The 23,107-nt window shown below is 72.7% G+C and carries 23 protein-coding genes; 15 read left to right on the top strand and 8 right to left on the bottom strand.

Annotation, left to right across the window (positions count from 1 at the left end):
* The first annotated feature begins 20 nt into the window (after positions 1-20).
* Together NYO98_RS21300 and NYO98_RS21295 are read left to right on the top strand one after the other, a co-directional pair.
* On the top strand, positions 21-1,586 hold the full coding sequence (locus NYO98_RS21300) for a long-chain-fatty-acid--CoA ligase (RefSeq protein WP_268113906.1): 1,566 nt from the start codon (positions 21-23) through the stop codon (positions 1,584-1,586).
* Positions 1,586-1,771, top strand: coding sequence for a hypothetical protein (locus tag NYO98_RS21295; protein WP_268113905.1), 186 nt, complete (start codon positions 1,586-1,588; stop codon positions 1,769-1,771). The genes NYO98_RS21300 and NYO98_RS21295 overlap by 1 nt, the downstream gene beginning before the upstream one ends.
* Before the next feature lie 114 nt (positions 1,772-1,885).
* On the opposite strand, the gene NYO98_RS21290 is transcribed toward NYO98_RS21295, so the two are convergent.
* Positions 1,886-2,716: a DUF72 domain-containing protein gene (locus tag NYO98_RS21290; protein ID WP_268113904.1), complete on the bottom strand. Its 831-nt coding sequence runs from the start codon at positions 2,714-2,716 to the stop codon at positions 1,886-1,888.
* A 138-nt stretch (positions 2,717-2,854) separates the two neighbouring features.
* Here NYO98_RS21290 and purS point away from each other — a divergent pair, with 138 nt between their 5' ends.
* From purS to NYO98_RS21275, 3 genes are read left to right on the top strand one after another with little or no spacing between them, the layout of a single operon-like run.
* Positions 2,855-3,139: a phosphoribosylformylglycinamidine synthase subunit PurS gene (gene purS / locus NYO98_RS21285; protein ID WP_268113903.1), complete on the top strand. Its 285-nt coding sequence runs from the start codon at positions 2,855-2,857 to the stop codon at positions 3,137-3,139.
* A complete protein-coding gene (purQ, locus tag NYO98_RS21280) occupies positions 3,136-3,804 on the top strand; it encodes a phosphoribosylformylglycinamidine synthase subunit PurQ (protein ID WP_268113901.1) in 669 nt (222 codons plus the stop codon). The genes purS and purQ overlap by 4 nt, the downstream gene beginning before the upstream one ends.
* Entirely contained in the window at positions 3,801-4,256 is a 456-nt protein-coding gene (locus NYO98_RS21275; RefSeq protein WP_268113900.1) for a DUF3817 domain-containing protein, read from the top strand. The genes purQ and NYO98_RS21275 overlap by 4 nt, the downstream gene beginning before the upstream one ends.
* A 140-nt stretch (positions 4,257-4,396) precedes the next feature.
* Here the strand turns inward: NYO98_RS21275 and NYO98_RS21270 are convergent, their stop codons facing one another.
* From NYO98_RS21270 to NYO98_RS21260, 3 genes are all read right to left on the bottom strand, one after another.
* Positions 4,397-5,734 (bottom strand): glycoside hydrolase domain-containing protein, encoded by a 1,338-nt coding sequence (locus tag NYO98_RS21270; RefSeq protein WP_268113898.1) that lies wholly within the window; start codon positions 5,732-5,734, stop codon positions 4,397-4,399.
* 155 nt (positions 5,735-5,889) lie between these two features.
* Positions 5,890-6,282 (bottom strand): hypothetical protein, encoded by a 393-nt coding sequence (locus tag NYO98_RS21265; protein WP_268113897.1) that lies wholly within the window; start codon positions 6,280-6,282, stop codon positions 5,890-5,892.
* Between the two features lie 86 nt (positions 6,283-6,368).
* Complete coding sequence (locus NYO98_RS21260) at positions 6,369-7,448, bottom strand: type VII secretion target (protein ID WP_268113895.1); 1,080 nt, start codon at positions 7,446-7,448, stop codon at positions 6,369-6,371.
* Positions 7,449-7,595: 147 nt separating this feature from the next.
* On the opposite strand from NYO98_RS21260, the gene NYO98_RS21255 reads away from it, so the two are divergent.
* Positions 7,596-7,976: a hypothetical protein gene (locus NYO98_RS21255; RefSeq protein ID WP_268113893.1), complete on the top strand. Its 381-nt coding sequence runs from the start codon at positions 7,596-7,598 to the stop codon at positions 7,974-7,976.
* A 2-nt stretch (positions 7,977-7,978) separates the two neighbouring features.
* Positions 7,979-9,115: a hypothetical protein gene (locus NYO98_RS21250; RefSeq protein ID WP_268113892.1), complete on the top strand. Its 1,137-nt coding sequence runs from the start codon at positions 7,979-7,981 to the stop codon at positions 9,113-9,115.
* A 36-nt stretch (positions 9,116-9,151) separates the two neighbouring features.
* Here NYO98_RS21250 and NYO98_RS21245 read toward each other — a convergent pair whose 3' ends face one another.
* Complete coding sequence (locus tag NYO98_RS21245; RefSeq protein WP_268113891.1) at positions 9,152-10,627, bottom strand: MFS transporter; 1,476 nt, start codon at positions 10,625-10,627, stop codon at positions 9,152-9,154.
* A 121-nt stretch (positions 10,628-10,748) separates the two neighbouring features.
* On the opposite strand from NYO98_RS21245, the gene NYO98_RS21240 reads away from it, so the two are divergent.
* Positions 10,749-11,297 (top strand): TetR/AcrR family transcriptional regulator, encoded by a 549-nt coding sequence (locus NYO98_RS21240; RefSeq protein WP_268113890.1) that lies wholly within the window; start codon positions 10,749-10,751, stop codon positions 11,295-11,297.
* Positions 11,298-11,453: 156 nt separating this feature from the next.
* Positions 11,454-13,700: a phosphoribosylformylglycinamidine synthase subunit PurL gene (purL, locus tag NYO98_RS21235; RefSeq protein ID WP_268113943.1), complete on the top strand. Its 2,247-nt coding sequence runs from the start codon at positions 11,454-11,456 to the stop codon at positions 13,698-13,700.
* A gap of 44 nt (positions 13,701-13,744) precedes the next feature.
* Here purL and NYO98_RS21230 read toward each other — a convergent pair whose 3' ends face one another.
* Both NYO98_RS21230 and NYO98_RS21225 read right to left on the bottom strand, forming a co-directional pair.
* The gene (locus tag NYO98_RS21230) at positions 13,745-14,491 is read right to left on the bottom strand and encodes an ABC transporter permease (protein WP_268113888.1); all 747 of its coding nucleotides are present in this window, start codon (positions 14,489-14,491) and stop codon (positions 13,745-13,747) included.
* On the bottom strand, positions 14,488-15,528 hold the full coding sequence (locus NYO98_RS21225; RefSeq protein ID WP_268113887.1) for an ATP-binding cassette domain-containing protein: 1,041 nt from the start codon (positions 15,526-15,528) through the stop codon (positions 14,488-14,490). The genes NYO98_RS21230 and NYO98_RS21225 overlap by 4 nt, the downstream gene beginning before the upstream one ends.
* A 62-nt stretch (positions 15,529-15,590) precedes the next feature.
* On the opposite strand from NYO98_RS21225, the gene NYO98_RS21220 reads away from it, so the two are divergent.
* Complete coding sequence (locus NYO98_RS21220) at positions 15,591-16,538, top strand: helix-turn-helix transcriptional regulator (RefSeq protein WP_268113885.1); 948 nt, start codon at positions 15,591-15,593, stop codon at positions 16,536-16,538.
* An 88-nt stretch (positions 16,539-16,626) separates the two neighbouring features.
* Here NYO98_RS21220 and NYO98_RS21215 read toward each other — a convergent pair whose 3' ends face one another.
* Positions 16,627-17,883: an MFS transporter gene (locus NYO98_RS21215; protein ID WP_268113883.1), complete on the bottom strand. Its 1,257-nt coding sequence runs from the start codon at positions 17,881-17,883 to the stop codon at positions 16,627-16,629.
* A gap of 67 nt (positions 17,884-17,950) precedes the next feature.
* Here NYO98_RS21215 and NYO98_RS21210 point away from each other — a divergent pair, with 67 nt between their 5' ends.
* The 5 genes from NYO98_RS21210 to NYO98_RS21190 all read left to right on the top strand — a co-directional run bounded on the left by NYO98_RS21210 (position 17,951) and on the right by NYO98_RS21190 (position 23,096).
* Positions 17,951-18,541 carry a winged helix-turn-helix domain-containing protein gene (locus tag NYO98_RS21210; protein WP_268113882.1) on the top strand — a complete coding sequence of 197 codons (591 nt, stop codon included), beginning with the start codon at positions 17,951-17,953 and terminating at the stop codon, positions 18,539-18,541.
* On the top strand, positions 18,538-19,371 hold the full coding sequence (locus NYO98_RS21205) for an alpha/beta hydrolase (RefSeq protein ID WP_268113881.1): 834 nt from the start codon (positions 18,538-18,540) through the stop codon (positions 19,369-19,371). The genes NYO98_RS21210 and NYO98_RS21205 overlap by 4 nt, the downstream gene beginning before the upstream one ends.
* A 100-nt stretch (positions 19,372-19,471) precedes the next feature.
* Positions 19,472-19,804, top strand: a complete 333-nt coding sequence (locus NYO98_RS21200) for a sterol carrier family protein (protein WP_268113880.1) — start codon at positions 19,472-19,474, stop codon at positions 19,802-19,804.
* 58 nt (positions 19,805-19,862) lie between these two features.
* Positions 19,863-22,280, top strand: a complete 2,418-nt coding sequence (locus NYO98_RS21195; RefSeq protein ID WP_268113878.1) for a phosphoketolase family protein — start codon at positions 19,863-19,865, stop codon at positions 22,278-22,280.
* Positions 22,281-22,289: 9 nt separating this feature from the next.
* Positions 22,290-23,096: a GNAT family N-acetyltransferase gene (locus tag NYO98_RS21190; protein WP_268113876.1), complete on the top strand. Its 807-nt coding sequence runs from the start codon at positions 22,290-22,292 to the stop codon at positions 23,094-23,096.
* Positions 23,097-23,107 lie beyond the last annotated feature (11 nt).

Below are 23,107 nucleotides of genomic sequence, written 5' to 3'. Positions count from 1 at the left end.
GGCGTGAGTAGGTTGGCGCCATGCCGAACCTCTCCTCGCTCCTCGAAGGCTCCGCCGAGGCCCACCCGGACCGTACGGCCGTGGTGCTGGGCGACACCCGCCTGACCTACGCCCAGGTGAACGCCGCCGCCAACCAGGTCGCCAACCTGCTGGTCTCGCGCGGCATCGAGCCGGGCGACAAGGTGGCGCTCAGCTGCCCCAACCTGCCGTACTTCCCGATCGTCTACTACGGCATCCTCAAGGCCGGGGCGACCGTGGTGCCGCTCAACGTCCTGCTCAAGGGGCGCGAGGTCGCCTACCACCTCGACGACTCGGACGCGAAGGCGTACTTCTGCTTCCAGGGCACCCCCGAGCTGCCGATCGGCGCCGAGGGGCACGCGGGCTTCGAGCAGACCGACTCGTGCGAGCACTTCTTCCTGATCACGGCCGACCCGGCCGCCGAGTCGCCGATCGAGGGCGCCGAGACGCTCGGCCAGGCGCTCAAGGGACAGTCGCCGGTGTTCGAGACGCGCGAGGTCGACGGCGACGACACCGCTGTCATCCTCTACACCTCGGGCACCACCGGGCAGCCCAAGGGTGCCGAGCTGATGCATCGCAACATGATCAGCAACGCCCTCGCCAGCGACGCGCTCTTCGGGGCCGACTCCGACAACCCCGACACGCTGCTGTGCGTGCTGCCGCTGTTCCACTCGTTCGGGCAGACGGTGATCATGAACGCCGGCTTCGCCTTCGGCGGCACCGTCGTGCTGCTGCCGCGCTTCGAGGCCGGCCCGGCCCTGACGCTGATGGAGCGGGAGGGCGTCACCTTCTTCGCCGGCGTCCCGACGATGTACTGGGGCCTGCTCGGAGCGCTCGACGACTCCGGCGTCGACGTGAAGAAGGTCGCCGACCGGGTGCGGGTCGCGGTCGCGGGCGGCTCGGCCCTGCCGGTCGAGGTGCACCACGAGTTCGAGCGCCGCTTCGGCGTGACGATCCTCGAGGGCTACGGGCTCTCGGAGACCTCCCCGGTCGCGAGCTTCTCCGTGTGGGGCGAGCCCGTGCGGGTGGGCTCGATCGGCAAGCCGATCCCGGGCGTGGAGATGAAGCTGATCAACCCGGAGCCCGGGGTGCGCGAGGACGTCGAGGACGCGGAGGACGTGATCGGCGAGATCGCGATCAAGGGCCCCAACATCATGAAGGGCTACTACGGCCGTCCCGACGCGACCGCCGAGGCGATCGTGGACGGCTGGTTCCGCTCCGGCGACCTCGGTCGCAAGGACGCCGACGGCTGGTACTACATCGTCGACCGGTCCAAGGACATGATCATCCGCGGCGGCTACAACGTGTACCCCCGCGAGATCGAGGAGGTCCTCCTCACCCACCCCGACGTCTCGCTCGCCGCCGTCATCGGCGTGCCGAACGAGAGCCACGGCGAGGAGATCAAGGCCGTCGTCATCCGCAAGGACGGCGCCACGGTGACCGAGGACGAGCTCGTCGCGTGGGGCAAGGAGCAGATGGCGGGCTACAAGTACCCCCGCATCGTGCAGTTCGTCGACGCCCTGCCGATGACGGCGACCGGCAAGATCCTCAAGCGCGAGCTCGCCTGATGCGTGCGCTCGGCATCGCGCTCGGCGTGCTGATGGTGCTCACCGGCGCGGTCTGGACCCTGCAGGGTCTCGGCTACCTCGAGGGCAGCCCGATGACCGACCAGAGCATCTGGGCGATCCCCGGACCCCTCGTCGCCGGCCTGGGGGTCGGCCTGGTGATCGTCGCCGCCCGCCGGCGCGAGTGACGTACTGCCTGTCGTGCACGGTGAAGGCAGTTCGCGTCTGTCGTCGTCGTCCTCACCCTCAGCGTCGGTGCTCTCCAGCGTGAACTGCCTGCATGGGTGCTCGTGCCCAACAGGTCACGGGGACGCCCGGCTGATCCCCAGCCGCTCCTGGAGCGCGAGGGCGTCGAAGGGTGCGTGCACCTTGGCGTCGTTGTCGAAGTAGACGAAGACGTTGAGGCCGTCGGCCTCCCAGGCGCGCACCTTCTCGGCCCAGCGGTCGAGGGCGGCGTCGGAGTAGCCGCTGGCGTAGAGCTCGGTGTCGCCGTGCAGCCGGACGTAGGCGACACCGCTGGTCACCTCGTCGAACATCGGCCACGTGCCGGCGGAGTCGGCCACCACCATCCCGATGTCGTGCGCGCGCAGCAGCTCGCAGAACTCGGCCGTGCGGAAGGAGGTGTGCCGCACCTCGAGCACGTGGCGCAGCGGGCGGTCCGCCGGGGTGGAGGTGTCGGCGGGCTCCTTGAGCTTGTCGGGGTCGTGGTGGGCGGCGGCGTACGACGACGCGGCGGCGGTCGTGCGCGGCAGGAGGTCGAAGAACGCGGCGAGGCGGTCGGGGTGGAAGCCCAGGTTGGGCGGGAGCTGCCACAGGACCGGGCCGAGCCGCTCACCCAGCGACAGCACGCCCGAGGCGAGGAAGGTGGCGAGCGGTGCCTCGACGTCGTTGAGCTTCTTCATGTGCGTGACGAAGCGCGGGCCCTTCACCGCGAACAGGAAGTCCTCGGGCACCTGGGAGGCCCACGCGCGCCAGCTCGAGGGCCGCTGCAGGGAGTAGAAGGAGCCGTTGACCTCGACGCTGCTCAGCCGCTCGCCGACGTAGGACAGCTCGAGGCGCTGCGGCAGCCCGGGCGGGTAGAAGTGGCCACGCCAGCCGGCGTACCGCCAGCCGGAGATGCCGATCCGTGCCATCTGGTGCTCCTGTCGCGTGCCGTGCGGCCACCCCTCGCGTACCCGCTCCGTCCACCGTCATGCCCACCGGGAGCGCTCGCCCGGCGGCTCACTAGAATCGGCACCGCCCGTCCCACCCTGTCACCCAGGAGCATCCCCGTGGCCCGAGTCGTCGTCGACGTCATGCCCAAGCCCGAGATCCTCGACCCCCAGGGCAAGGCGGTGCTCGGTGCGCTGCCCCGGCTCGGGTTCGACCTCGTCACCGACGTCCGGCAGGGCAAGCGGTTCGAGCTCCAGGTCGACGGCGAGATCACCGACGCGGTGCTCGCCGAGGTCGAGGACGTCGCCCGCACGCTGCTGTCCAACCCGGTGATCGAGGACTTCGAGGTCCACGTCGAGGAGCACTCCGTGGCCGAGGTCGCGCACGAGGCCGGCCGCGCATGAAGGTCGGTGTCGTCACCTTCCCCGGCTCGCTCGACGACGTCGACGCGCGCCGTGCCGTCACCATCGGTGGCAACGAGGCGGTCGCGCTGTGGCACGGCGACGACGACCTCAAGGGCGTCGACGCGGTCGTGCTGCCCGGCGGCTTCTCCTACGGCGACTACCTCCGCTGCGGGGCGATCTCGCGCTTCGCGCCGGTGATGACGTCGGTCGTCGAGGCGGCCGGCAAGGGCCTGCCGGTGCTCGGCATCTGCAACGGCTTCCAGATCCTCTGCGAGTCGCACCTGCTGCCCGGCGCCCTGATCCGCAACGACCACCGCAAGTTCGTCTGCCGCGACCAGCGGCTGCGCATCGAGCGCGTCGACACCCCGTGGACCTCGGCCTACGCCGAGGGTGCCGAGGTCACGATCGTGCTCAAGAACGGCGAGGGCGGCTTCGTCGCCGACGAGGCCACGCTCGACATGCTCGAGGGCGAGGGCCGGGTGGTCGCCCGCTACCTCGGCGACAACCCCAACGGCTCGCTGCGCGACATCGCCGGCATCTCCAACGAGCGCGGCAACGTGGTCGGCCTGATGCCGCACCCCGAGCACGCGGTCGAGGACCTCACCGGTCCCGGCACCGACGGGCTCGGCTTCTTCACCTCCCTCGCCGAGAAGGCCTTCGCATGAGCACCCGCATGAGCCCCACCCGCCTCTACCGCCTCGTCGCCCGCGCCGAGGCCGTCACCTGGGCGCTGCTGCTGACCGGCATGTTCCTCAAGTACGTCACCGAGACCACCGAGCTCGGCGTGCAGGTGTTCGGCATGGTCCACGGCGTCGTCTTCATCGCCTACTGCCTGGTGACGGCTCTTCTCTTCGTCGACCAGAAGTGGCCCGTCAGCCGGCTGGCGCTGGGCCTCGGTGCGGCGGTGCCGCCGTTCGCGACCGTCCCCTTCGAGCGGTACGCCGAGCGCGTGGGGCTGCTGGGCGGCGCCTGGCGCCTGCGTGCCGACGCGCCGCACGGCCTCCTCGAGCGGCTCACCGCCTGGCTGGTCCGCCGTCCGGCCCAGGGTGCCCTCGTCGGCCTGGTCGCCGTCGCCGGCCTGACGGGCGTCGCGCTCGTCGTCGGCCCTCCCGCCTGATCCTCAGGCGCGGTTTTCGCGCTCTACCTTGCGCGCGGTTTCCCCGCCTGAGCGGTGAGACCGCCACTTCGAGGGGGTTGTATACCCCGACAGGTGTCGGCTTCCCCGCCTGAGCGGGGAGACCGACGGAGCGATCCAGGTCAGCGCCCCTGCTGCAGCTTGTTCCAGGTCTGGCGCGTCGCGACGCCGGAGACCCCGATCCTCAGGCGTGACTGGTAGGTCCGCACGGCCGCTTCGGTCTTGGCGTCGAAGACGCCCGTCGCCTTGAAGCGCCCCGCGCCGGCGGCGTTGAGCGCCCGCTGGAGCCGGTGCACCGACTCGTCGACCGACCCGCGCTTGACCGTCGTACGGGCACCCGCGGCGAGCAGCGCGGTCCAGTGCCGCTTCGCGAAGGTGTCGCTCGGGGTGAACTTGCGGGCGGCCTGCCAGGCGCGGGCACCGGCGATGGTGGCCGCGTCGTACGAGCCGTTGACCGGTCCCGAGTACGTGCCCTGCTCGGTGAGCAGGCACTGCAGCACCTTGACCCGCGTCGACCTCGCGGAGGACGGGGAGAGGGCGGGGTACTTCCAGTAGCCGAGCCGGGTGCCGGGGCAGCGGCCCTCCGGACGGGGCTGGGAGCCGGCGCCGAGGTCGAGGTAGTTGCTGTCGATGTTGATCGTGACGCCGCCCCACGTCTCGTTGTGGCCGCCGAGGTACTGCTTCATCCGCCCGCCGGGCCGCCAGCCGTCCTCCGGGATGTAGGTGGTGGAGGTGTCGGCCTTGCCGTCCCAGCGCGCGATCCAGATGCGGTCGGGCAGGGCGAACTGGCCCGGGCGCTGGGTGCGGGCGTCGTCGAGCATCTTGATGCCCGAGCTCGCGCTGGAGTAGAAGCCGGCGGTGTAGCCGAGGGCCTTGATCCGGGTGACCCACGCCGAGGTGAAGACCAGGGCGGACTCGCGGCAGTGGGTGTCGCCGAGGTTGAAGCCCTCGAGGTCGTACCAGATCGTGCTGCCCGCGCCGATGCCGTACGCCATCGCGTCGGCGGCGTTCTTGTCGGCCTCGGCCGCTCCCTGGGCGGCCGCGGTGGCGTAGCCGTTGATCGGGCTGGGGGAGATCTTGAAGTCGTCCTTGTAGCGCGGGAAGCGCGGCTGGCAGGAGGCCTGGGGGCCGAGCGCGATGGGCAGCAGGCGCCACCCGCGGGCGACCTGGGTGGCGACCCAGGTGGAGCTGAGGTTGGGCTGGGTGCGGCAGGCGCGCGAGTCGCCGGAGATGTAGATGCCGACGGCCGTGAACGGCGACTTCTTCCACCACGCGTCCATCGCCGACTGGGTCGGCGCGACGCACTGGTCGAAGCCGTAGCCGGTGAAGTCGCCCGGGGTCGCGAGGGCGACCTGGCGCTGCGAGGCGAGCGTGCGGGCCTGGGTCGCGGGCTCGTCGGCGGTCGCGGTCGCCGACCCGACGAGCGGGGCGGCGAGCACCAGCGCGAGGGCTGCCGTCACGGTCCGGACGAGGGTTCGAGGTCGGGTCTGGCGGGCGCGGCGCATGGGGAAACTCCGGCGTAGACAGCGGGGAAGGGCGAGGCGGACCCAGCGAACCACAGGAGTCACACGCGTAACAGACGTTCGGCCGAACTACAGACCTGTAGTTCGTGGCGTCACTCGCCGGGCACGTCGTCGAGGACGAAGTTGCCCCGGGCCTCTTCCTCCTCGACGAGCTCCTCGAAGGCGAGGGCGATGTCCTCCTGGTGCTCGTCGACCAGGCGGGTGAGGTGGCCCTTCAGCAGCACGCCGTTGGGCGACTCGCCGGAGAAGACCTGCTCCCAGGTGTCCTCGCCGCCGCGGATCCTGGCCACGAGCGTCCGCATGTCGTCGCCGAGCTCGCCCGACGCGGCCTGCTCCTCGAGCGCCTGCCTCTCATCGTCGGTGAGCAGGGGGCGCGCGGTGAGCTCCTCGACGCTCGCCCGGAGGTCGGTCAGGCTCGAGGTCAGGTCCTCGCGTGCGGTGGTGATCGCGGCCAGGATCTCGCTCTGGCTGCGGGGATCGCTCATTCCGGGGTCCCCGCGGCGTTGTCGGAGGGAGGAGCGCAGCGGGGGACGAGGAGAACGGCGTGGGGTGGTTCGTCCATGATCGGAGGCTACGCCGGAGCGGGCGCGACCGGCGTCGGGCGCCGGCCGACCGTCGGGGTGGCGATCGTGCCCGGGTCCCGCGTCACGCTGCCCGGCGTACCGGTCGAGACGGCGACGCCGGGCGTGGAGACCGGTGCCCGGTCACCGTCGAAGAAGCCCTGGACGGTCCCGATGAGCGACTTCACCTGCTGGAGGATGTTGATGAGCGTCATCAGCGCCTTGTAGGCCTTCATCACCGTCTGGAAGGCCTGGAGGACGGCCTGCACGACGCGGGCCCAGCCGACGCCGGGGATGCTCATCGTCGCGAGCGCCGCCGAGACGGTCTGCACCGCGGCCTTCACGCACTGCACGACCGCCTGAGCGGTCTGCCACGCGTCGCGGCAGACCTGCACGACGGTCTGGCCCATCCGGACGAGCTGACCGGCCTGGGCGTCGAGCGAGCCGACCCAGGAGCCGATCTGCCTGATGGCCGCGTCGGAGGCACCGCCCTGCCAGCTCTGGGTGATGGTCCGGCTGCCGCTCTCGAGGTTGGCCGCGACCCCGTGCAGCGACTGGCCGAGGGCACCGAACGACGACCCCTGGGTGGACGCGCCCACGACGTCGCCGCCGATCCTGTCGGCGAGCTCGGCGCGGATGTCGAAGCCGGTGAGCATCCGCACCAGGTCGCACACGGTGTCGTACGGGAAGCCGAAGCTGATCCGCGGGAGGCTGCCCTCGGTGGGGCCCGCGCGCCGGATGGTGGTGTCGGCGACGTCCCAGAAGCCACTCGACCCGTCGCGGCCGTCGACGCCGGCGGCGTGGTGGCGGCGTACGACGCCGTCCTCGGTCAGCGTGAAGTCGCGGGCGGTGGCCCGCAGGGCCTCGGCGTGGTCGCGCATCCCGGTGCCGTTGTCCTCGAGCGACTGGTGCACCGAGGGCAGCAGGGCGTTGTAGGCGCCCATCATGGTCTCGAGGATGGGACCGAAGTCGGTCTGGACGAGCGCGTGGCCGCCGTTGCGGGCGATGCCGGCCAGGTCGTCGCTCGCGCGCTGGACCTGGGCGGACCAGGCGTCGAGCTCGGAGAGGTCGACGGTCATCACGGCGTTCATCGCGGCTCCTGAGGGGTCCGAGAGGGCTGGGTGCTCGAGGATCGACCTTCCCCGTCCGGGCATCGGTGAAACCGGTCCTCCCGATCCTCTGTCCACAGGCCGGCCGCTGCCGTGTTTGGCGGGCACGGGGGCGGGTATCCCGCTGAGGTGAGCGCACGCGGCAAGCGATCCCTGATGCAGGTCGAGCCGGCCCGGCTGGTGGAGCTGGCGGGCACGTCCGAGCGCGTCATCGACGCGATGCGGCACGACTGGGCCGAGGCGGTCGACGAGCTGGCCGGGGCCTGCGCGGCGCTCGGCGACGCCGCCGGCACCGCCAACCTCGCGGCGTCGTACGCCGATGCGCTGGCCGACGCCGACGAGGTCCTGGCCACGCTCGCCGGCGCCCTCGAGCTGGGTGTCGCCGGGCTCGTCGACGCCGCCCGCGACGCCCTGCGCGCCGACGACGCGGTGGCGTCCGAGCTCGAGCGGGCCACCCACCTGCTGGGCGAGGGGCCGATCGGCACGATGCCCGGGCCCGGGGGCCGCTGACCGTGCCGGCCAACCCGTGGGAGCTGCGCGCCGACGTCCGGCCGCTCGAGGCCGCCGCCCAGCGGTGGACCGAGGTGAGCGCCCTGGTGTCGCGTCGCGGGGACGAGCTCGTCGACGCCGCGCGGCGTGCCACCGAGGGGTGGGACGCGGCGTCCGCCGAGAGCTACGAGCAGCACCGCCGGCAGGTGCTCGCCCATCTCGACCGCTTCACCACCCTGGCCGACCGGATCGCCGACTGCCTTCGCGCGTCCGCCGGCGTGATGACGTCGTCGCAGAAGGAGCTCGACCGCGCCTGGACGACGGTCGCCGCCGTGCCGCACGAGCTGGTCGGGGAGTCGCGGCACCTGGTCTTCACACCGTCCGAGGACGACGAGCGCGGCAAGGTGACCCGCGGCCAGGCGGAGACCGACGACATCCGTCACCGGCTCACGGTCGCGCTCGACCAGGAGAGCGCCCGGCTCCGGTCGGCCCGCGCCGAGCTGGTCACCGTGCGCACCGAGCTGCTGGCGTTGACCGGCGGCGGCTTCGCGGGGTTCGGAGGGCCGAGCGGGGAGGAGTCGGGGGTCGGCACGGTCGCGCCGCCGTCGACCGCGGTGCCGGGTGCCGCCCAAAGCGGCGTGCCCGGTGTGTCCGCGCTGCCGCCGCCCGCGCCGGCCGCCGCGGTCCAGGTCCCCGACCTGACAGGTCTGTCCGCGGCCGGGCTGACGTCGCTGTCCGCCGCCGCGGCCGGCGCGCTCCTCGGTCGGCGCGACGGCGGGGCGAGGCGTCCGGTCACCGGCGCGCCACCCATCGGCGGGATGGCCGGCGGCATGGCCGCGCGGGCCGGGACGACGTCACGCGGGATGGCGAGCGGTCGTGGCGGACCCGCCCGGATGCAGACGCCGCGGCTGGAGCGGACCGCCTCGGAGGAGGCGGCTGCTCGTGCCGCGAGGGAGAAGGAACAGGTGCGCGAGGCCAAGCGGGCGGCGCTGGAGGAGAAGCGCGCCGAGCGCGCCGCGCGCAAGGCCGAGCGGGAGGCTGCCCGCGAGGCGCGGGCGCGGGCTGGCGGCAAGGAGTCGCGGCGCGACGACGACCGCGAGGAGCTTGAGGACGTCCACGAACCGACCCCTGGCGGTCGCACGGAGGAGCCCCGCCGGTAGGCGCGCGGCCGACCCGACGGGGCTCCACCCGAGCGGTCAGGCCGCCTCGGCCACGGCCTCTTGCTCGCGGTCGACGAGCTCGACGACCTGCGGCGCGGGCGCCCGGAGCAGGGCCGCCGTCACGACGAGCGCCAGCGCGGCGAAGCCGGCCGAGGTGAGGAAGGCCGCCTGCAGCCCGGGCACCAGCTGGCCCGGCACCGCCCCGGCCGCGTACACCGAGACGATGACGGCCACGCCGACGGCGCTGCCGAGCTGCTGGGTGGTCTGCAGGAGACCGGACGCCGCGCCGGCGTGCTCGGGCTCGACGCCGGCGAGGACGGTGACCGTGATCGGCATGAACACGAGGCCGGTGGCGAGACCGGCGATCACCATCGGACCGAAGACGGTGCCGAGGTAGGTGCCGTCCGTCCCCGCGGCGCTGAGCCAGGCGTAGCCGAGCGCGAGCGCACCCGTGCCGGTCAGCACCATCGCGCGCGGTCCCACCGTGCCGATGAGCCACGGGGTCACCCGCGACATCGCGAAGATGCCGAGGCTGAAGGGCAGGAACGCCACGCCCGACATCAGCGGCCCGAAGCCGAGCACGGTCTGCGCGTACTGGACGACCAGGAAGAACATCGACAGGTTCGCGCCGACGACCAGTGCCATCGCGACGAGGGCGCCCACGCGGCGACGGTTGCGGACCAGGTGCGGCTGCACCATCGGGTGCGGGTGCCGGGCCTCGGTGCGGGCCAGCAGCAGGAGCAGTGCGGCACCGAGGACGAAGCCGGCCACGGTGCGCGCCGAGCCCCAGCCGTGCTCGGGGGCACCGATGAGGGCCCACACGAGGGACACGGCGCCGACCGTCGCGCTCGCGGCACCGACGAGGTCGAAGCGTCCGGGACGACGTGCGGTCTCGTCGACGAAGCGGCCCACGAGCAGCAGCACGACGATCCCGAGGGGCACGTTGATGAAGAGCGTCCACCGCCACGAGCCGACGTCGGTGAGCAGGCCGCCCAGGACGAGGCCGATGGAGGCGCCGCCCGAGGAGACGGCTCCGAAGAGCGCGAGGGCGCGGTTGCGGGCCGCGTCGTCGGGGGCGCTCGTGGTCAGCAGGGCCAGCACGCTCGGTGCGGCGAGGGCGGCGCCGACGCCCTGGAGCGCGCGCGTCGCCACGAGCTGGCCCGGAGTCTGGGCGAGCCCGCCGAGCGCGGAGGCGACGGTGAAGACGGCGAGCCCGACCTCGAAGGTGCGGCGGCGGCCGAGGACGTCGCCGAGGCGTCCGCCGAGGAGCAGGAGCCCGCCGAAGGCGAGCGTGTAGGCGTTGAGGACCCACGACAGGGACGCGGGACCGAAGGCGAGGTCGGCATCGATGCGCGGGAGCGCGACGTTCACGACCGTGGCGTCGAGCACGATCATCAGCTGGGCGACCAGGACGATCGCGATGCCGGCGGCGGCGCGGCCGGCCTGCGGCGGCAGCTCGGTCGGGAGCTCGTGCCGGGATCCCTGCGGGAGCAGGGAGGTGGTGGATGACATGAGGTGCAGTCCTGTTCTGGCTCCGTGGAACCGAGGTACAGTAGATCCGGAGGGTGACTCCGCTTCCTCCACGACAATACGGAGACTGTCTCCGTTTAGCAAGATCCGAAGGGAATTTCCCGTGCGTGCCGACGCCCAGCGCAACCGTGACCGCATCGTCGAGGTGGCCCGTCAGGTGTTCCGCGAGCAGGGCTACGACGCGCCCCTGGACCTGATCGCCAAGCAGGCCGGCGTCGGACCGGGCACGCTCTACCGGCACTTCCCGACCCGGGACGACCTCATCGACGCGGTCATGCAGGCCTGGGTCGACCACGTGCAGGACACCGCCGACAAGGCGCTCACCCACGAGGGAGCCCCCCGAGACCGCCTCCTCAACTGGTTCGAGGAGTACGTCCGGCTGATCAGCGTGCACAAGGGCGGCCCGGCCAAGATCACCGGCGCCATGGGCGACGAGAGCTCGCCGATCCGGAGCAAGTGCGAGGTGCTCCAGGCGGCGAGCGGGCGGGTCCTCGACGAGCTGCGGGCGGAGGGCGCCGTACGCGACGACGTCACGCCCCTCCAGGTCGCGCGCCTCGTCGGCGGCGTCGCCACCGTCGCCGACACCTCCGACCTCGAGCTGGCGACCGTGCGTCCGATGCTCGAGGTGATCGCCGACGGTCTGCTGACCTGACCTCGGGGGCCGGTCGCGGCCCGGTGGACCGGCGGCCGACCCGGTCCGCGTCGCCGGTAGATTGACGCCGTGCCCGACACGAGCGCCGCCCCGCAGTCCCGCCCCGCCACCGACGCCGGTCTCACGACCTCCGGTGCGACCAGCACCCTCGACACGGTGGCCCTGGCGGCCACCGACGCCGAGCGCGAGCAGCCGTGGGCCGAGCTCGGCCTCAAGGCCGAAGAGTACGCCCGGATCCGCGAGATCCTCGGCCGTCGTCCGACGAGCTCCGAGCTCGCGATGTACAGCGTGATGTGGAGCGAGCACTGCTCCTACAAGTCCACGAAGGTGCACCTCAAGCAGTTCGGCGAGATCCCGCAGGAGACGCCGGTCGGCAAGATGTTGGCCGGCATCGGGGAGAACGCCGGCGTCCTCGACATCGGTCAGGGCTACGCCGTGACGTTCAAGGTCGAGAGCCACAACCACCCGTCGTTCGTCGAGCCCTACCAGGGCGCCGCCACCGGTGTCGGCGGCATCGTCCGCGACATCCTCGCGATGGGCGCCCGGCCGGTCGCGGTGATGGACCCGCTCCGCTTCGGCCCGCTCGACGCCACCGACACCGCGCGGGTGCTGCCCGGGATCGTCGCCGGCGTCGGCGGCTACGGCAACTGCCTCGGCCTGCCCAACATCGGCGGCGAGGCCGTCTTCGACGAGACCTACATCGGCAACCCGCTCGTCAACGCCCTCTGCGTGGGCGTGCTCCGCCACGAGGACCTGCACCTCGCCAAGGCGTCCGGCGCCGGCAACCAGGTCGTGCTGTACGGCGCCCGCACCGGCGGCGACGGCATCGGCGGCGTCTCCGTGCTCGCCAGCGAGACCTTCGACGAGACCGGCCCGGCCAAGCGGCCCAGCGTCCAGGTCGGCGACCCGTTCATGGAGAAGCTGCTCATCGAGTGCACGCTCGAGCTCTTCGCCGCCGGCGTCATCGCCGGCATCCAGGACCTCGGTGGTGCCGGGCTCTCGTGCGCCACGTCCGAGCTCGCCTCGGCGGGCGACGGCGGCATGCACGTCGAGCTCGACCGCGTGCCGCTGCGCGACTCCACGCTGGCTCCCGAGGAGATCCTCATGAGCGAGTCGCAGGAGCGGATGATGGCCGTCGTCGAGCCCGCCGACGTCGACGCCTTCATGGCGATCTGCGAGAAGTGGGACGTCGAGGCCGTCGTCGTCGGCGAGGTGACCGACACCGGCCGCCTGCACATCGACTGGCACGGCGAGCGCGTGGTCGACGTACCCCCGCGGTCGGTCGCGCACGACGGTCCGACCTACCAGCGCCCCTTCGCCCGGCCCGACTGGCAGGACGCGCTCCAGGCCGACGGCGCCGAGGCGCTCGCGCGCCCGTCGAGCGGTGAGGAGCTGCGCTCGACGCTGCTGCAGCTCGTCGCGTCGCCGAACCTCTGCGACAAGTCCTGGATCACCGACCAGTACGACCGCTACGTGCAGGGCAACACCGTCCTCGCCCAGCCCGCCGACTCCGGCATGGTGCGCGTCGACGCCGACACCAACCTCGGGGTCTCGGTGTCCACCGACTGCAACGGCCGCTTCGCCAAGCTCGACCCCTACGCCGGCGCCCAGCTCGCGCTGGCCGAGTCCTACCGCAACGTCGCCACCGGTGGTGCCCGTCCGCTGGCGGTCTCCGACTGCCTGAACTTCGGCTCGCCGGAGGACCCGGACGTGATGTGGCAGTTCGCCGAGGCGTGCCGCGGCCTCAAGGACGCGTGCCTGGAGCTCGGCGTCCCGGTCACCGGCGGCAACGTCAGCCTCTACAACCAGACCGGCGAGACGGCGATCCTGCCGACCCCGGTCGTGGCGGTCCTCGGCGTCATCGACGACGTCACCCGGCGTACGCCGACCGGCTTCACCGCCGCGGACGAGCGGGTGTTCCTGCTCGGCGAGACCCGCGACGAGCTCTCCGGCTCGGAGTGGGCCCACGTCGTGCACGGCCACCTCGGCGGCCTGCCGCCGGCGCTCGACCTCGCGGCCGAGCAGGCGCTCGCCGCGCTGCTTCAGGACGCCGCCCGCGACGGCGTCGTCACCAGCGCCCACGACCTCTCCGACGGAGGCCTGGCCCAGGCGCTCGCCGAGTCCGCGTTCGCCCGGGACATCGGAGTCGCGGTCTCGCTCGCCCCGATCGCCGACGACGCCTTCGTGGCGCTCTTCTCGGAGTCCACCGCCCGGGTCCTCGTGACGGTGACCGACGAGCGGGCCGACGCCCTGGTCGACCTCGCCCAGCGCCACGGCGTACCCCTCACGCCCCTCGGCCGCACCGGCGGCGACACCATCTCCGTCGAGGGCGCCTTCGACCTGCCCGTGGCCGAGGCCAAGGCGGCCTGGCGCGCGACCCTCCCCGCGGTTTTCGGCTCCTGAGTCGACAGCGATCCCCGGCTGACCGGGGATCGCTGGAGCGGCCGTCAGCTCGAGCGGCGCATCGCCCGCACCCCGACCCAGAGCCCGAGGGCCGCGACGACGCCGGCACCGAGCACGCCCTGCAGGACGACGTCGACCGGGAAGGTGCCGGCGAAGAGCGCGCGGACCGCGTCGACGACGTACGTCATCGGGTTGAGCATCGAGACGACCTCGAGCCACCGGGGCGCGTCGTCCACCGGCAGCAGCACGCCCGCGGTGAGGAGGGTCGGGAACAGCAGCGTCTGCTGGACCGTCCAGAACATCCAGTCCTCGCCCTTCGACGCCAGCGCCAGCGCGAACGACAGCGCGCCCACGCCGATGCTGAAGACGGAGAGGATGACCGCGGCCGCGAGCACCCCGCCGAGGTGCAGGTCGAAGGCGAACGGCGTGACGACGGCGACGATGATCGCGACCTGCATCAGCATCGGCACGACCTCCTTGAGGGCGCGCCCGACCAGCAGCGCCGGTCGGCCGAGCGGGGACACCAGCTGCCGCTCGTGCGAGCCGGACTGCATCTCCTCCATCAGGTTGGCCCCGGTGAACGACGCGCCCATCAGCGCCGTCATCGCGACGATGCCCGGCACGAACCACTGCAGCGCGGACCCGTCGGCCATCTCGGGAAGCAGCGGCGCGAAGAGGCACAGGAAGACCAGGGGCTGGATCATCGCGAAGACCACGGCCATCGGCTCGCGCCACACGGGCTTGAGCTCGCGGTTCATCACGTTCAGGGTGTCGGTGACGAAGGTGCTCATGCTGCGACCTCGCTCTCGGTCGGGGCGGACGGGGCGTCCGCGTCGGTGGTGGGGGACTGCTGGGTCTCGCGCAGGCTGCGACCGGTGAGGTCGAGGAAGACGTCGTCGAGGGTGGGGCGCGCGACCTCCACCCGCGTCGGGGGTACGCCGTCGGCGGCCAGGTCGGCGAGCAGCTCACCGACCATCGCGGAGCCGTCCTTGACGCGCAGGTCGACGGACTGCCCGTCGACCTCGACGCGGGCCTCGGGCACCCGCTCCAGCCGGGCAGCGGCCCGGGCGGAGTCGCCGGGTGAGCCGAAGCCGAGCCGGACCAGGTCGCCCAGCCCGCTCTTGAGCCGGGTCGCGGTGTCGTCGGCGATCACCCGGCCGTGGTCGACGACGACCACGCGACCGGCGAGGGCGTCGGCCTCCTCGAGGTAGTGCGTGGTCAGCACCACGGTGCTGCCGCTCTCGGCGTGGAGCCTCCGGATCAGCTCCTGGAGGTTCGCGCGGTTCTGCGGGTCCAGCCCGGTCGAGGGCTCGTCGAGGAAGAGCACCCGGGGGAGGTGGACGAGCCCCATCGCGATGTCGAGCCGGCGACGCTGGCCGCCGGAGAGGGAGGACACCTTGCGGTCGGCGACCGCGGCGAGGTCGAGGTCCTCGATGAGCTCGGCGGCCCGGCGCCGCGCGTCGGCGCGGGCCAGGCCGTGGGCCCGCCCCTGGCTGATGAGCTCGTCGCGGCCGAGCTGGCGGTGCCCGGCGCCGTTGCCCTGGCCGACGAACCCGATCGCACGGCGTACGTCGCGCTGACTCGTGACCACGTCGTGGCCGGCGACGCTCGCCGAGCCCGAGGTGGGGGCGATGAGGGTGGTCAGCATGCGCAGGGTGGTCGACTTCCCCGCGCCGTTGGGGCCGAGGAAGGCCACGAGCTCGCCCTGCCCGATCTCGAGGTCGAGGCCCTGCACGGCCTCGACGGTCTGCTTGCGCGAGGTGAAGTGGCGGGTCAGGCCACGCGTCACGATCGCCGGTCCGGTTGCTTCTTGGCGGTGGTAGGTCACGTCCCCGACGCTAGGGAGCCTAGCGGTCAGTTCCTGTCCGCATTGTCACCTAATCTGGATCCATGAGCACGAGCGAGCGGATGCTGCGGTTGCTGTCCCTGCTCCAGACCCACCGCTACTGGCCGGGTCCGGAGCTCTCGGAGCGGCTCGAGGTGAGCCCCCGCACCCTCCGTCGCGACGTCGACCGGCTGCGCGACCTCGGCTACACGGTGGACGCCGTCCGTGGTGCCGCCGGCGGCTACCAGCTGCGGGCCGGCGGGTCGCTCCCACCGCTCCTGCTGGAGGACGAGGAGGCAGTCGCGATCGCCGTCGGCCTGCGTACGGCCGCCGTCGGCGCGGTCGCCGGGACCGACGACCGGTCGGTGCAGGCGCTGTCCAAGGTGCTGTCCCTGATGCCGCCGCGGCTGCGCCGGCAGATGGATGCCGTCGCGTCCCAGACCGACGCCCCCGGGCCCTGGGAGGGGGCGCCCGTGGTCGACGCCGTCGTGCTGACGACGCTGGCGCAGGCCTGTCGCGACAGCGAGCTGCTGCGGTTCGACTACGCCGCCCGCGAGGCCGAGGTGAGCCACCGCCGCGTCGAGCCGCTGCGCCTGGTCTCCCTCGGCCGACGGTGGTACCTCGTGGCCTGGGACCGCGACCGCACCGACTGGCGCAGCTTCCGCCTCGACCGGGTCAGCGACCCCCAGCCCACCGGCCAGCGCTTCCGCCCACGCGAGCTCCCGGCCGAGGACGCCCTCGCCTTCGTGCAGCAGGGCATCCGTCGGATGCCCCAGCGCCACGCCGTACGCGTCCGGCTGGCGATGCCGGCCGACCAGCTCGCCACGCAGGTGGGCCGCTGGGGGACCGTGAGCGAGGACGGGGACGGGTGCGTGCTCGAGATGAACGTCGACGACCTCGACTGGCCGGTGATGGTGCTCGCCTCCTCGGGTGCCGACTTCGTCGTCGAGTCGCCGCCCGAGCTGGCCGAGAAGGTCGCGGAGGTCGGTGCCCGCTTCGCGCGCAGCGGCTGAGGGTTTCGCACCCGAGTTCCCTGCTTTGCACCCCGGATCTGTACCTGTATGCAGGGCGGTCACCGGATATCCGGTGACTCCAGCCGGCTCAGGCCGCGAGCGCGGGCGCCTCCATCTCCTCGTCGGCCCTGACCCACTCGGAGGGGCGCGGCACCGACCGGATGGTGCGGCTGGAGGTGAGCAGGACGGCCAGGAGCGCGGAGGCCACGACCAGGACGGAGATCGCGGTCGTGCCGCCCTGGTGCTCGAGCAGGTAGCCCCCGAGCAGCGGGGCCAGCGGCATCACCGACATCGACGTGAACTGGCTGGTCGAGCCGATCCGGCCCTGGAGGTGGGCCGGGGTGACGGCCATCCGGTAGGAGCTGATGCCGGCGTTGCCGACCGGGTTGAGCAGCAGCAGGAAGAAGGTGCTCGCGCACGCGGTCCACACGCTCGACGAGACCGTCAGCGGCACGAGGGGCAGGCAGCACATCCAGCCGATCAGGACGGTCAGGTGTCCGGTCGGCATCCGGTGGATCAGGCTCGGCGCGAGCGCGGCGCCGAGGATGCCCCCCAGGCCCGCGGCCAGCGAGACGAGGCCGATCTGCCCGGCGGGGACACCCGCGGAGACCATGCGCATCAGGACGACGAAGAAGATGGCGTTGGTCACCAGGTTGGTCAGCGAGGCCCACACCATCAGCGTGCGGAAGAACGGACGCTGCCAGATGAACCGGAAGCCCTCGCCCAGCTGTCGGCGCAGCGACTCGTGGCGACGGCGCGGTGCCGACAGGTCGGTGCGCACGCGGCTGACCGTCACGCACGCGACCGCGAAGGTGACCGCGTCGACCGCGAACGGCAGCCACCGCGTGACGGCGTACAACGCACCACCGAGCGGCCCGCCGAGCAGCGAGGCGACGTGCTGGCGTGCCTGGTTCTGGCTGAGCGCGGTCGGCAGGTCCTCGGTCGACACGACCGAACGGATCGCCGAGAGCTGCGCCGGGTTGAACGCCCCGGCCGCGACGCCCGCGACCAGCGCGACCGCGACGAGGTGGGGGAGGGTGAGGGCGCCGATCGCCCCCGCGACCGCGAGCGAGGTGTACGCCGCGCAGCCGGAGGCGCTGGAGACGAGCATGATCAGCTTGCGGTCGACGCGGTCCGCGAGCACGCCGGCCGGCAGCAGGGTGGCGCACAGGCCGCCGAGGTAGGCGGCCTCCACCAGCGCGGACGTGAGCGCCGATCCGCTGAGGGCGTAGGCGATGAGCGGGAACGCGAACATCGACAGCGCGGTGCCGAGCTCGCTGACGGTGTCGCCGATCCACAGGACCGTGAAGTCGCGGTTGCGTGAGAGCTGTCGGTAACCGGGCATGTCCGCACCATATGATGCGCACGTATCGTTGCGCAATAGTGCGTGCGCAAGTTGGTAGGGTGGCCGCATGGTCGAACCGCAGCCGCTCAGCGACCCTCGGGTCCTGCGCGCGATCGCGCACCCGGTGCGCACCCGGATCCTCGACGAGCTCCACGCCTCGGGGCCCTCCCGCGCCGCCGACATCGCGCGGGAGATGGACATCCCGGCCAACCAGGCGAGCTTCCACCTCCGCCAGCTCGCGAAGTACGGCCTGGTCGAGGAGGCCCCCGAGGAGGCCCGCGACAAGCGCGACCGCGTGTGGCGCGCGAGCACCGCCGCGGGCTTCTCGGTCAACCTCAGCGAGCTCGCCGAGGCGCCCGGCGGACGGGCGGCGGTGGAGGTCTTCCGCTCCACCAAGCTGGCGTGGCTGCACCAGGTCGTCGACCGCACCTTCGCCATGAGCCGGAAGGAGGGTCGCGGCGTCTTCTCGACCTCCGACCACGCGATCAGGCTCACCGACGACGAGGCCCACCAGCTGCGCCAGGAGATCGACGACCTCGTCGACTCGTGGGCCGACCGCACGCGGGGGCGCGACCCGGAGCGACGGACGTACCTTCTCGTGCAGATGGTGCAGCCCTATCCCGACGAGCCGACCGGGCAGGACGACACCGACGCGTGAGCCTGTCCCGCCGCACCGTGCTGGCTGCCGGCGCCATCGGCGTGGCGTCGGCCCTCGCCGCCTGCTCGGACGACCGGTCGGGCAGGGTGGGCGCCATGGCCGACGCAGCGAGCGACCCCCGGCGGATCACCTACGGCGACGACCCGAGCCAGTGGGTGGACCTCCACGTCCCGGACGGCGCCAGCCGGGGGCTGGTGATCGTCCTCCACGGAGGCTTCTGGAAGGCGCAGTACGGCGCCGAGTACGGCGCCCCCCTCGCCGAGGACCTGGTCGCGCGCGGCTGGACGGCGGCCAACGTGGAGTACCGCCGGGTCGGCAACGGAGGCGGCTTCCCCGCCACCCTCGACGACGTCCACGCCGCGATCGGCGCCGTGGCCGCCGACGTGACGGGGCCGGTCGTCACCCTCGGTCACTCGGCGGGCGGGCACCTCGCCACCTGGGCGGGGGCGCGGCTGCGGTTCGACCGCTGGTCCGACGGCCCGCCCCTCACCCACGTCGTCAGCCAGGCCGGGGTGCTCGACCTGCGGGCGGCCGTCGCCGACCACCTCGGGGACGACGCCGCGCTCGCCTTCCTCGGCGATGCCGACGCGGCGACGTACGAGCAGGCCGACCCGCTCACCCAGGTGCCGCTCGACGTCCCGGTCTGGGCCGTCCACGCGCGCGACGACGACACCGTCCCCTACAGCCAGGCCGAGGCCTACGTCGACGCCGCGACGGCGGCAGGCGCCGAGGCCACGCTCGTGGAGGTCACCGGCGGCCACTTCCAGGTGATCGAGACCGACAGCGCCGCATGGGCGGCCTGCGTGGAGGTGCTCGACGCCATTGGCTGAGCACCAGGAAGGCAGTTCGGCCGCGCGGGCCGGCAGCCCACGCTCACCGACCGCCGACCTGGCGCGAACTGCCTGCATGGTGCCGGTCTAGCCTCGGTGCGTGCCCGCCCGACTCAAGGTCCTCACCCCCGAGCAGCTCGCGACGGCCCAGGCCACCGGCGACACCCGGGCGCTGGTCAAGCACTACCTCGCGCGTCTCGAGGTGCGCGCGCCCGGACGGTCGGTGGAGGTCCGGGTGCCGCCCTTCGCCGCCGTGCAGGTCGTGCCCGGCGTGCGCCACACCCGGGGCACCCCGCCGGCCGTCGTGGAGACCGACGCCGAGACCTGGCTGGCCCTCGCCACCGGTCGTACGACGTGGGGCGAGGCCCTCGACACGGGCCGCGTCATCGCGAGCGGCGAGCGCACCGACCTCGCGCCGTACCTCCCCCTCTGAGGCCGTACCGCCCGAGACGGGGGGTGTGCACCTCCACCGGTTTCCGGTACGAAGAGGCATGGCGACCCTCACCGACGACCAGGTCCACGAGCTCGACCTCTGGTTCCGCGCGGCCAACTACCTCTCCGTCGGGCAGATCTACCTGCTCGACAACCCGCTTCTGGAGCGGCCGCTCGAGCGCGACGACATCAAGCCCCGGCTGCTCGGCCACTGGGGCACCACGCCCGGGCTGAACCTCGTCTGGACCCACCTCAACCGGCTGATCCGCGAGCGCGACGTCGACGCGATCATCCTGTGCGGTCCCGGCCACGGCGGCCCGGCGGCGGTCGCCAACGCCTGGCTCGAGGGCACCTACTCCGAGGTGTTCCCCGCGATCGGCGACGACCGCGACGGCATGTCGAGGCTCTTCCGGCAGTTCTCGTTCCCCGGCGGCATCCCGAGCCACGTCGCACCGGAGACGCCGGGCTCCATCCACGAGGGCGGCGAGCTCGGCTACGTCCTCTCGCACGCCTACGGCGCCGCGATGGACAACCCCGACCTCGTCGTGACCGCGGTCGTCGGTGACGGCGAGTTCGAGACCGGACCCCTGGCCGCGAGCTGGCACGGCAACAAGTTCGTCGACCCGGTCCACGACGGCGCGGTGCTGCCCGTCCTGGCCCTCAACGGCTGGAAGATCGCCAACCCCACCATCCCCGCCCGCATCCCGCGCGAGGAGCTCGAGAGCCTGCTGCGCGGCTACGGCCACCACGTCATCACGGTGGAGGGTGACGACCCGGCCGACGTCCACCGGCAGATGGCCGCGGCGCTCGACGAGGCCCACGACATGATCCGCGAGACCTGGCGCGCCGCCCGCGAGGACGGCGACGTCGAGCGACGACCGTGGCCGATGATCCTGCTCGTCACCCCGAAGGGGTGGACCGGTCCGGCGGAGGTCGACGGGAAGCCGGTCGAGGGCACGTGGCGGGCCCACCAGGTGCCGCTGGCCGGCACGCGGGACAACGACGCGCACCGGGCGCAGCTCGAGGAGTGGCTGCGCTCGTACGCCCCCGACGAGCTCTTCGGCGACGACGGCCGGCCGGTGGAGGCGGTGCGCCGGCAGGCGCCGTCGAGCACCCGCCGGATGAGCGCCAACCCGCACGCCAACGGCGGGCTGCTGAAGCGGCCCCTGCGCCTGCCCGACTGGCGCGGCAGCGCCGTCGAGGTGGAGAGCCCGGGCGCGTCCATCCACGAGCCCACCCGCGTGCTCGGCCAGTGGCTCGTCGGCGTCGTGCGCGACAACGACACCAGCTTCCGCATCTTCGGCCCCGACGAGACCGCCTCCAACCGCCTCGACGCCGTCTACGAGGTGACCGACAAGGTCTGGGCCGGCGAGATCGTCGACGTCGACGAGCACCTCGCCCGGTCCGGCCGGGTGGTCGAGATCCTCTCCGAGCACACCTGCCAGGGCTGGCTCGAGGGCTACCTGCTCACCGGGCGGCACGGGCTGTTCAGCTGCTACGAGGCCTTCATCCACCTCGTCGACTCGATGCTCAATCAGCACGCCAAGTGGCTCAAGACCACCCGCGAGATCGAGTGGCGTCCGCCGATCGCGAGCCTCAACTACCTGCTGAGCTCGCACGTGTGGCGCCAGGACCACAACGGCTTCTCCCACCAGGACCCCGGCTTCATCGACCACGTGGTCAACAAGAAGGCCGAGGTCGTGCGCGTCTACCTGCCGCCGGACGCCAACACGCTGCTGTCCACGATGGCCCACTGCCTGGAGAGCGAGCACTACGTCAACGTCGTCGTCTCCGGCAAGCAGCCGAGCTTCGACTGGCTCGACGCCGAGCAGGCCGACCTCCACTGCGCCCGCGGCCTCGGCATCTGGGACTGGGCCTCGAACGACGACGGCGACCCCGACGTGGTCGTGGCGGCAGCGGGCGACGTACCCACCCTGGAGGCGCTGGCCGCGGTCTCGCTGCTGCGCGAGCACCTCCCCGACCTGCGGATCCGCTTCGTCAACGTCGTCGACCTGATGCGCTTGCAGGACGAGACCGAGCACCCCCACGGGCTCAGCCACCGCGACTTCGACACCGTGTTCACCACCGACAAGCCGGTCATCTTCGCCTACCACGGCTACCCGTGGCTGATCCACCGGTTGACCTACCGCCGCACCAACCACGACAACATCCACGTGCGCGGCTACAAGGAGGAGGGCACGACCACGACGCCGTTCGACATGGTGATGATGAACGACACCGACCGCTACCACCTGGTCATGGACGTCATCGACCGCGTCCCCGGCCTCGGGTCGCGCGCGGCCGGCCTGCGCCAGCTCATGGGGGACACCCGCCGGCGGGCACGGGCGTGGACGCGCACGCACGGTGACGACCTGCCCGAGGTGCGCGACTGGCGGTGGGACGCCGGCGCCGATCCGGAGCGCGGTGCCTCGCCGTCCACCACGGCCGACCCCGACACGGGCGCCGACAACCTCTAGCCTGCGCCCATGGATGTGACCTCGCTCGGCTTCCGCACCGACCTCGCCCTGCTGACCGCGTCCGGGAGCACCGTCGAGGACCGCGGCACCCACCTCGTGGTCCGTACGCCGGCCAACCCGACGTACTACTGGGGCAACTTCATCCTCCTCGCCGAGCCGCCCGTGCCCGGCGGGGAGCGGGAGGTGGTGGGCGCCTTCCGCACCGAGTTCCCCGAGGCCGGCCACGTGAGCATCGGGATCGACCACCCCGACCTGACGCCGGAGTCGCGCGCCGCCTTCGAGGCGGCTGGGCTGGTGGTCGACGTGGCGTCGGTGCTCACCGCGTCCGAGCTCCGGGCGCCCCGCGAGGTGGAGGCCGAGGTCCGGCCGCTGCAGTCGGAGTCGGACTGGGAGAGCCGTGCCCGCCTGAGCGTCGCGATCGAGGAGCGCGACGACGAGGAGTCGCACCTGCGGTTCGCCCGCGGCCGCAACGTGCAGGAGCAGGCGCTGATCGAGGCCGGTCGTGGCACCCGCTTCGGCGTGCTCGTCGACGACGAGGTCGTCAGCACCGCTGCCGTCTTCACCACCGAGGACGGCGTCGCGCGCTTCCAGAGCGTCGAGACCCACATGGGCCACCGGCGCAAGGGACTGGCGGCGGCGGCCGTGCACGCTGCGGGTCGCTACGCCCTCGAGCACCTCGGCGCGCGCACCCTCGTGATCGTCGCCGACGACGACGGCGAGGCCATCGGCATCTACCGCCGGCTCGGCTTCGCCGACACCGAGCGCCAGCTGATGCTGGAGCGCCGACAGGGCACCCGGGCGTCTCTCGACGGCTGATCGACGGGACC

The sequence above is a fragment of the Nocardioides pini genome (assembly GCF_026712185.1).
In the GTDB taxonomy this organism is placed as follows: domain Bacteria; phylum Actinomycetota; class Actinomycetes; order Propionibacteriales; family Nocardioidaceae; genus Nocardioides; species Nocardioides pini.
The sequence above is the reverse complement of the archived record's forward strand: the minus strand, read 5'-3'. Positions and strand labels throughout refer to the sequence as shown.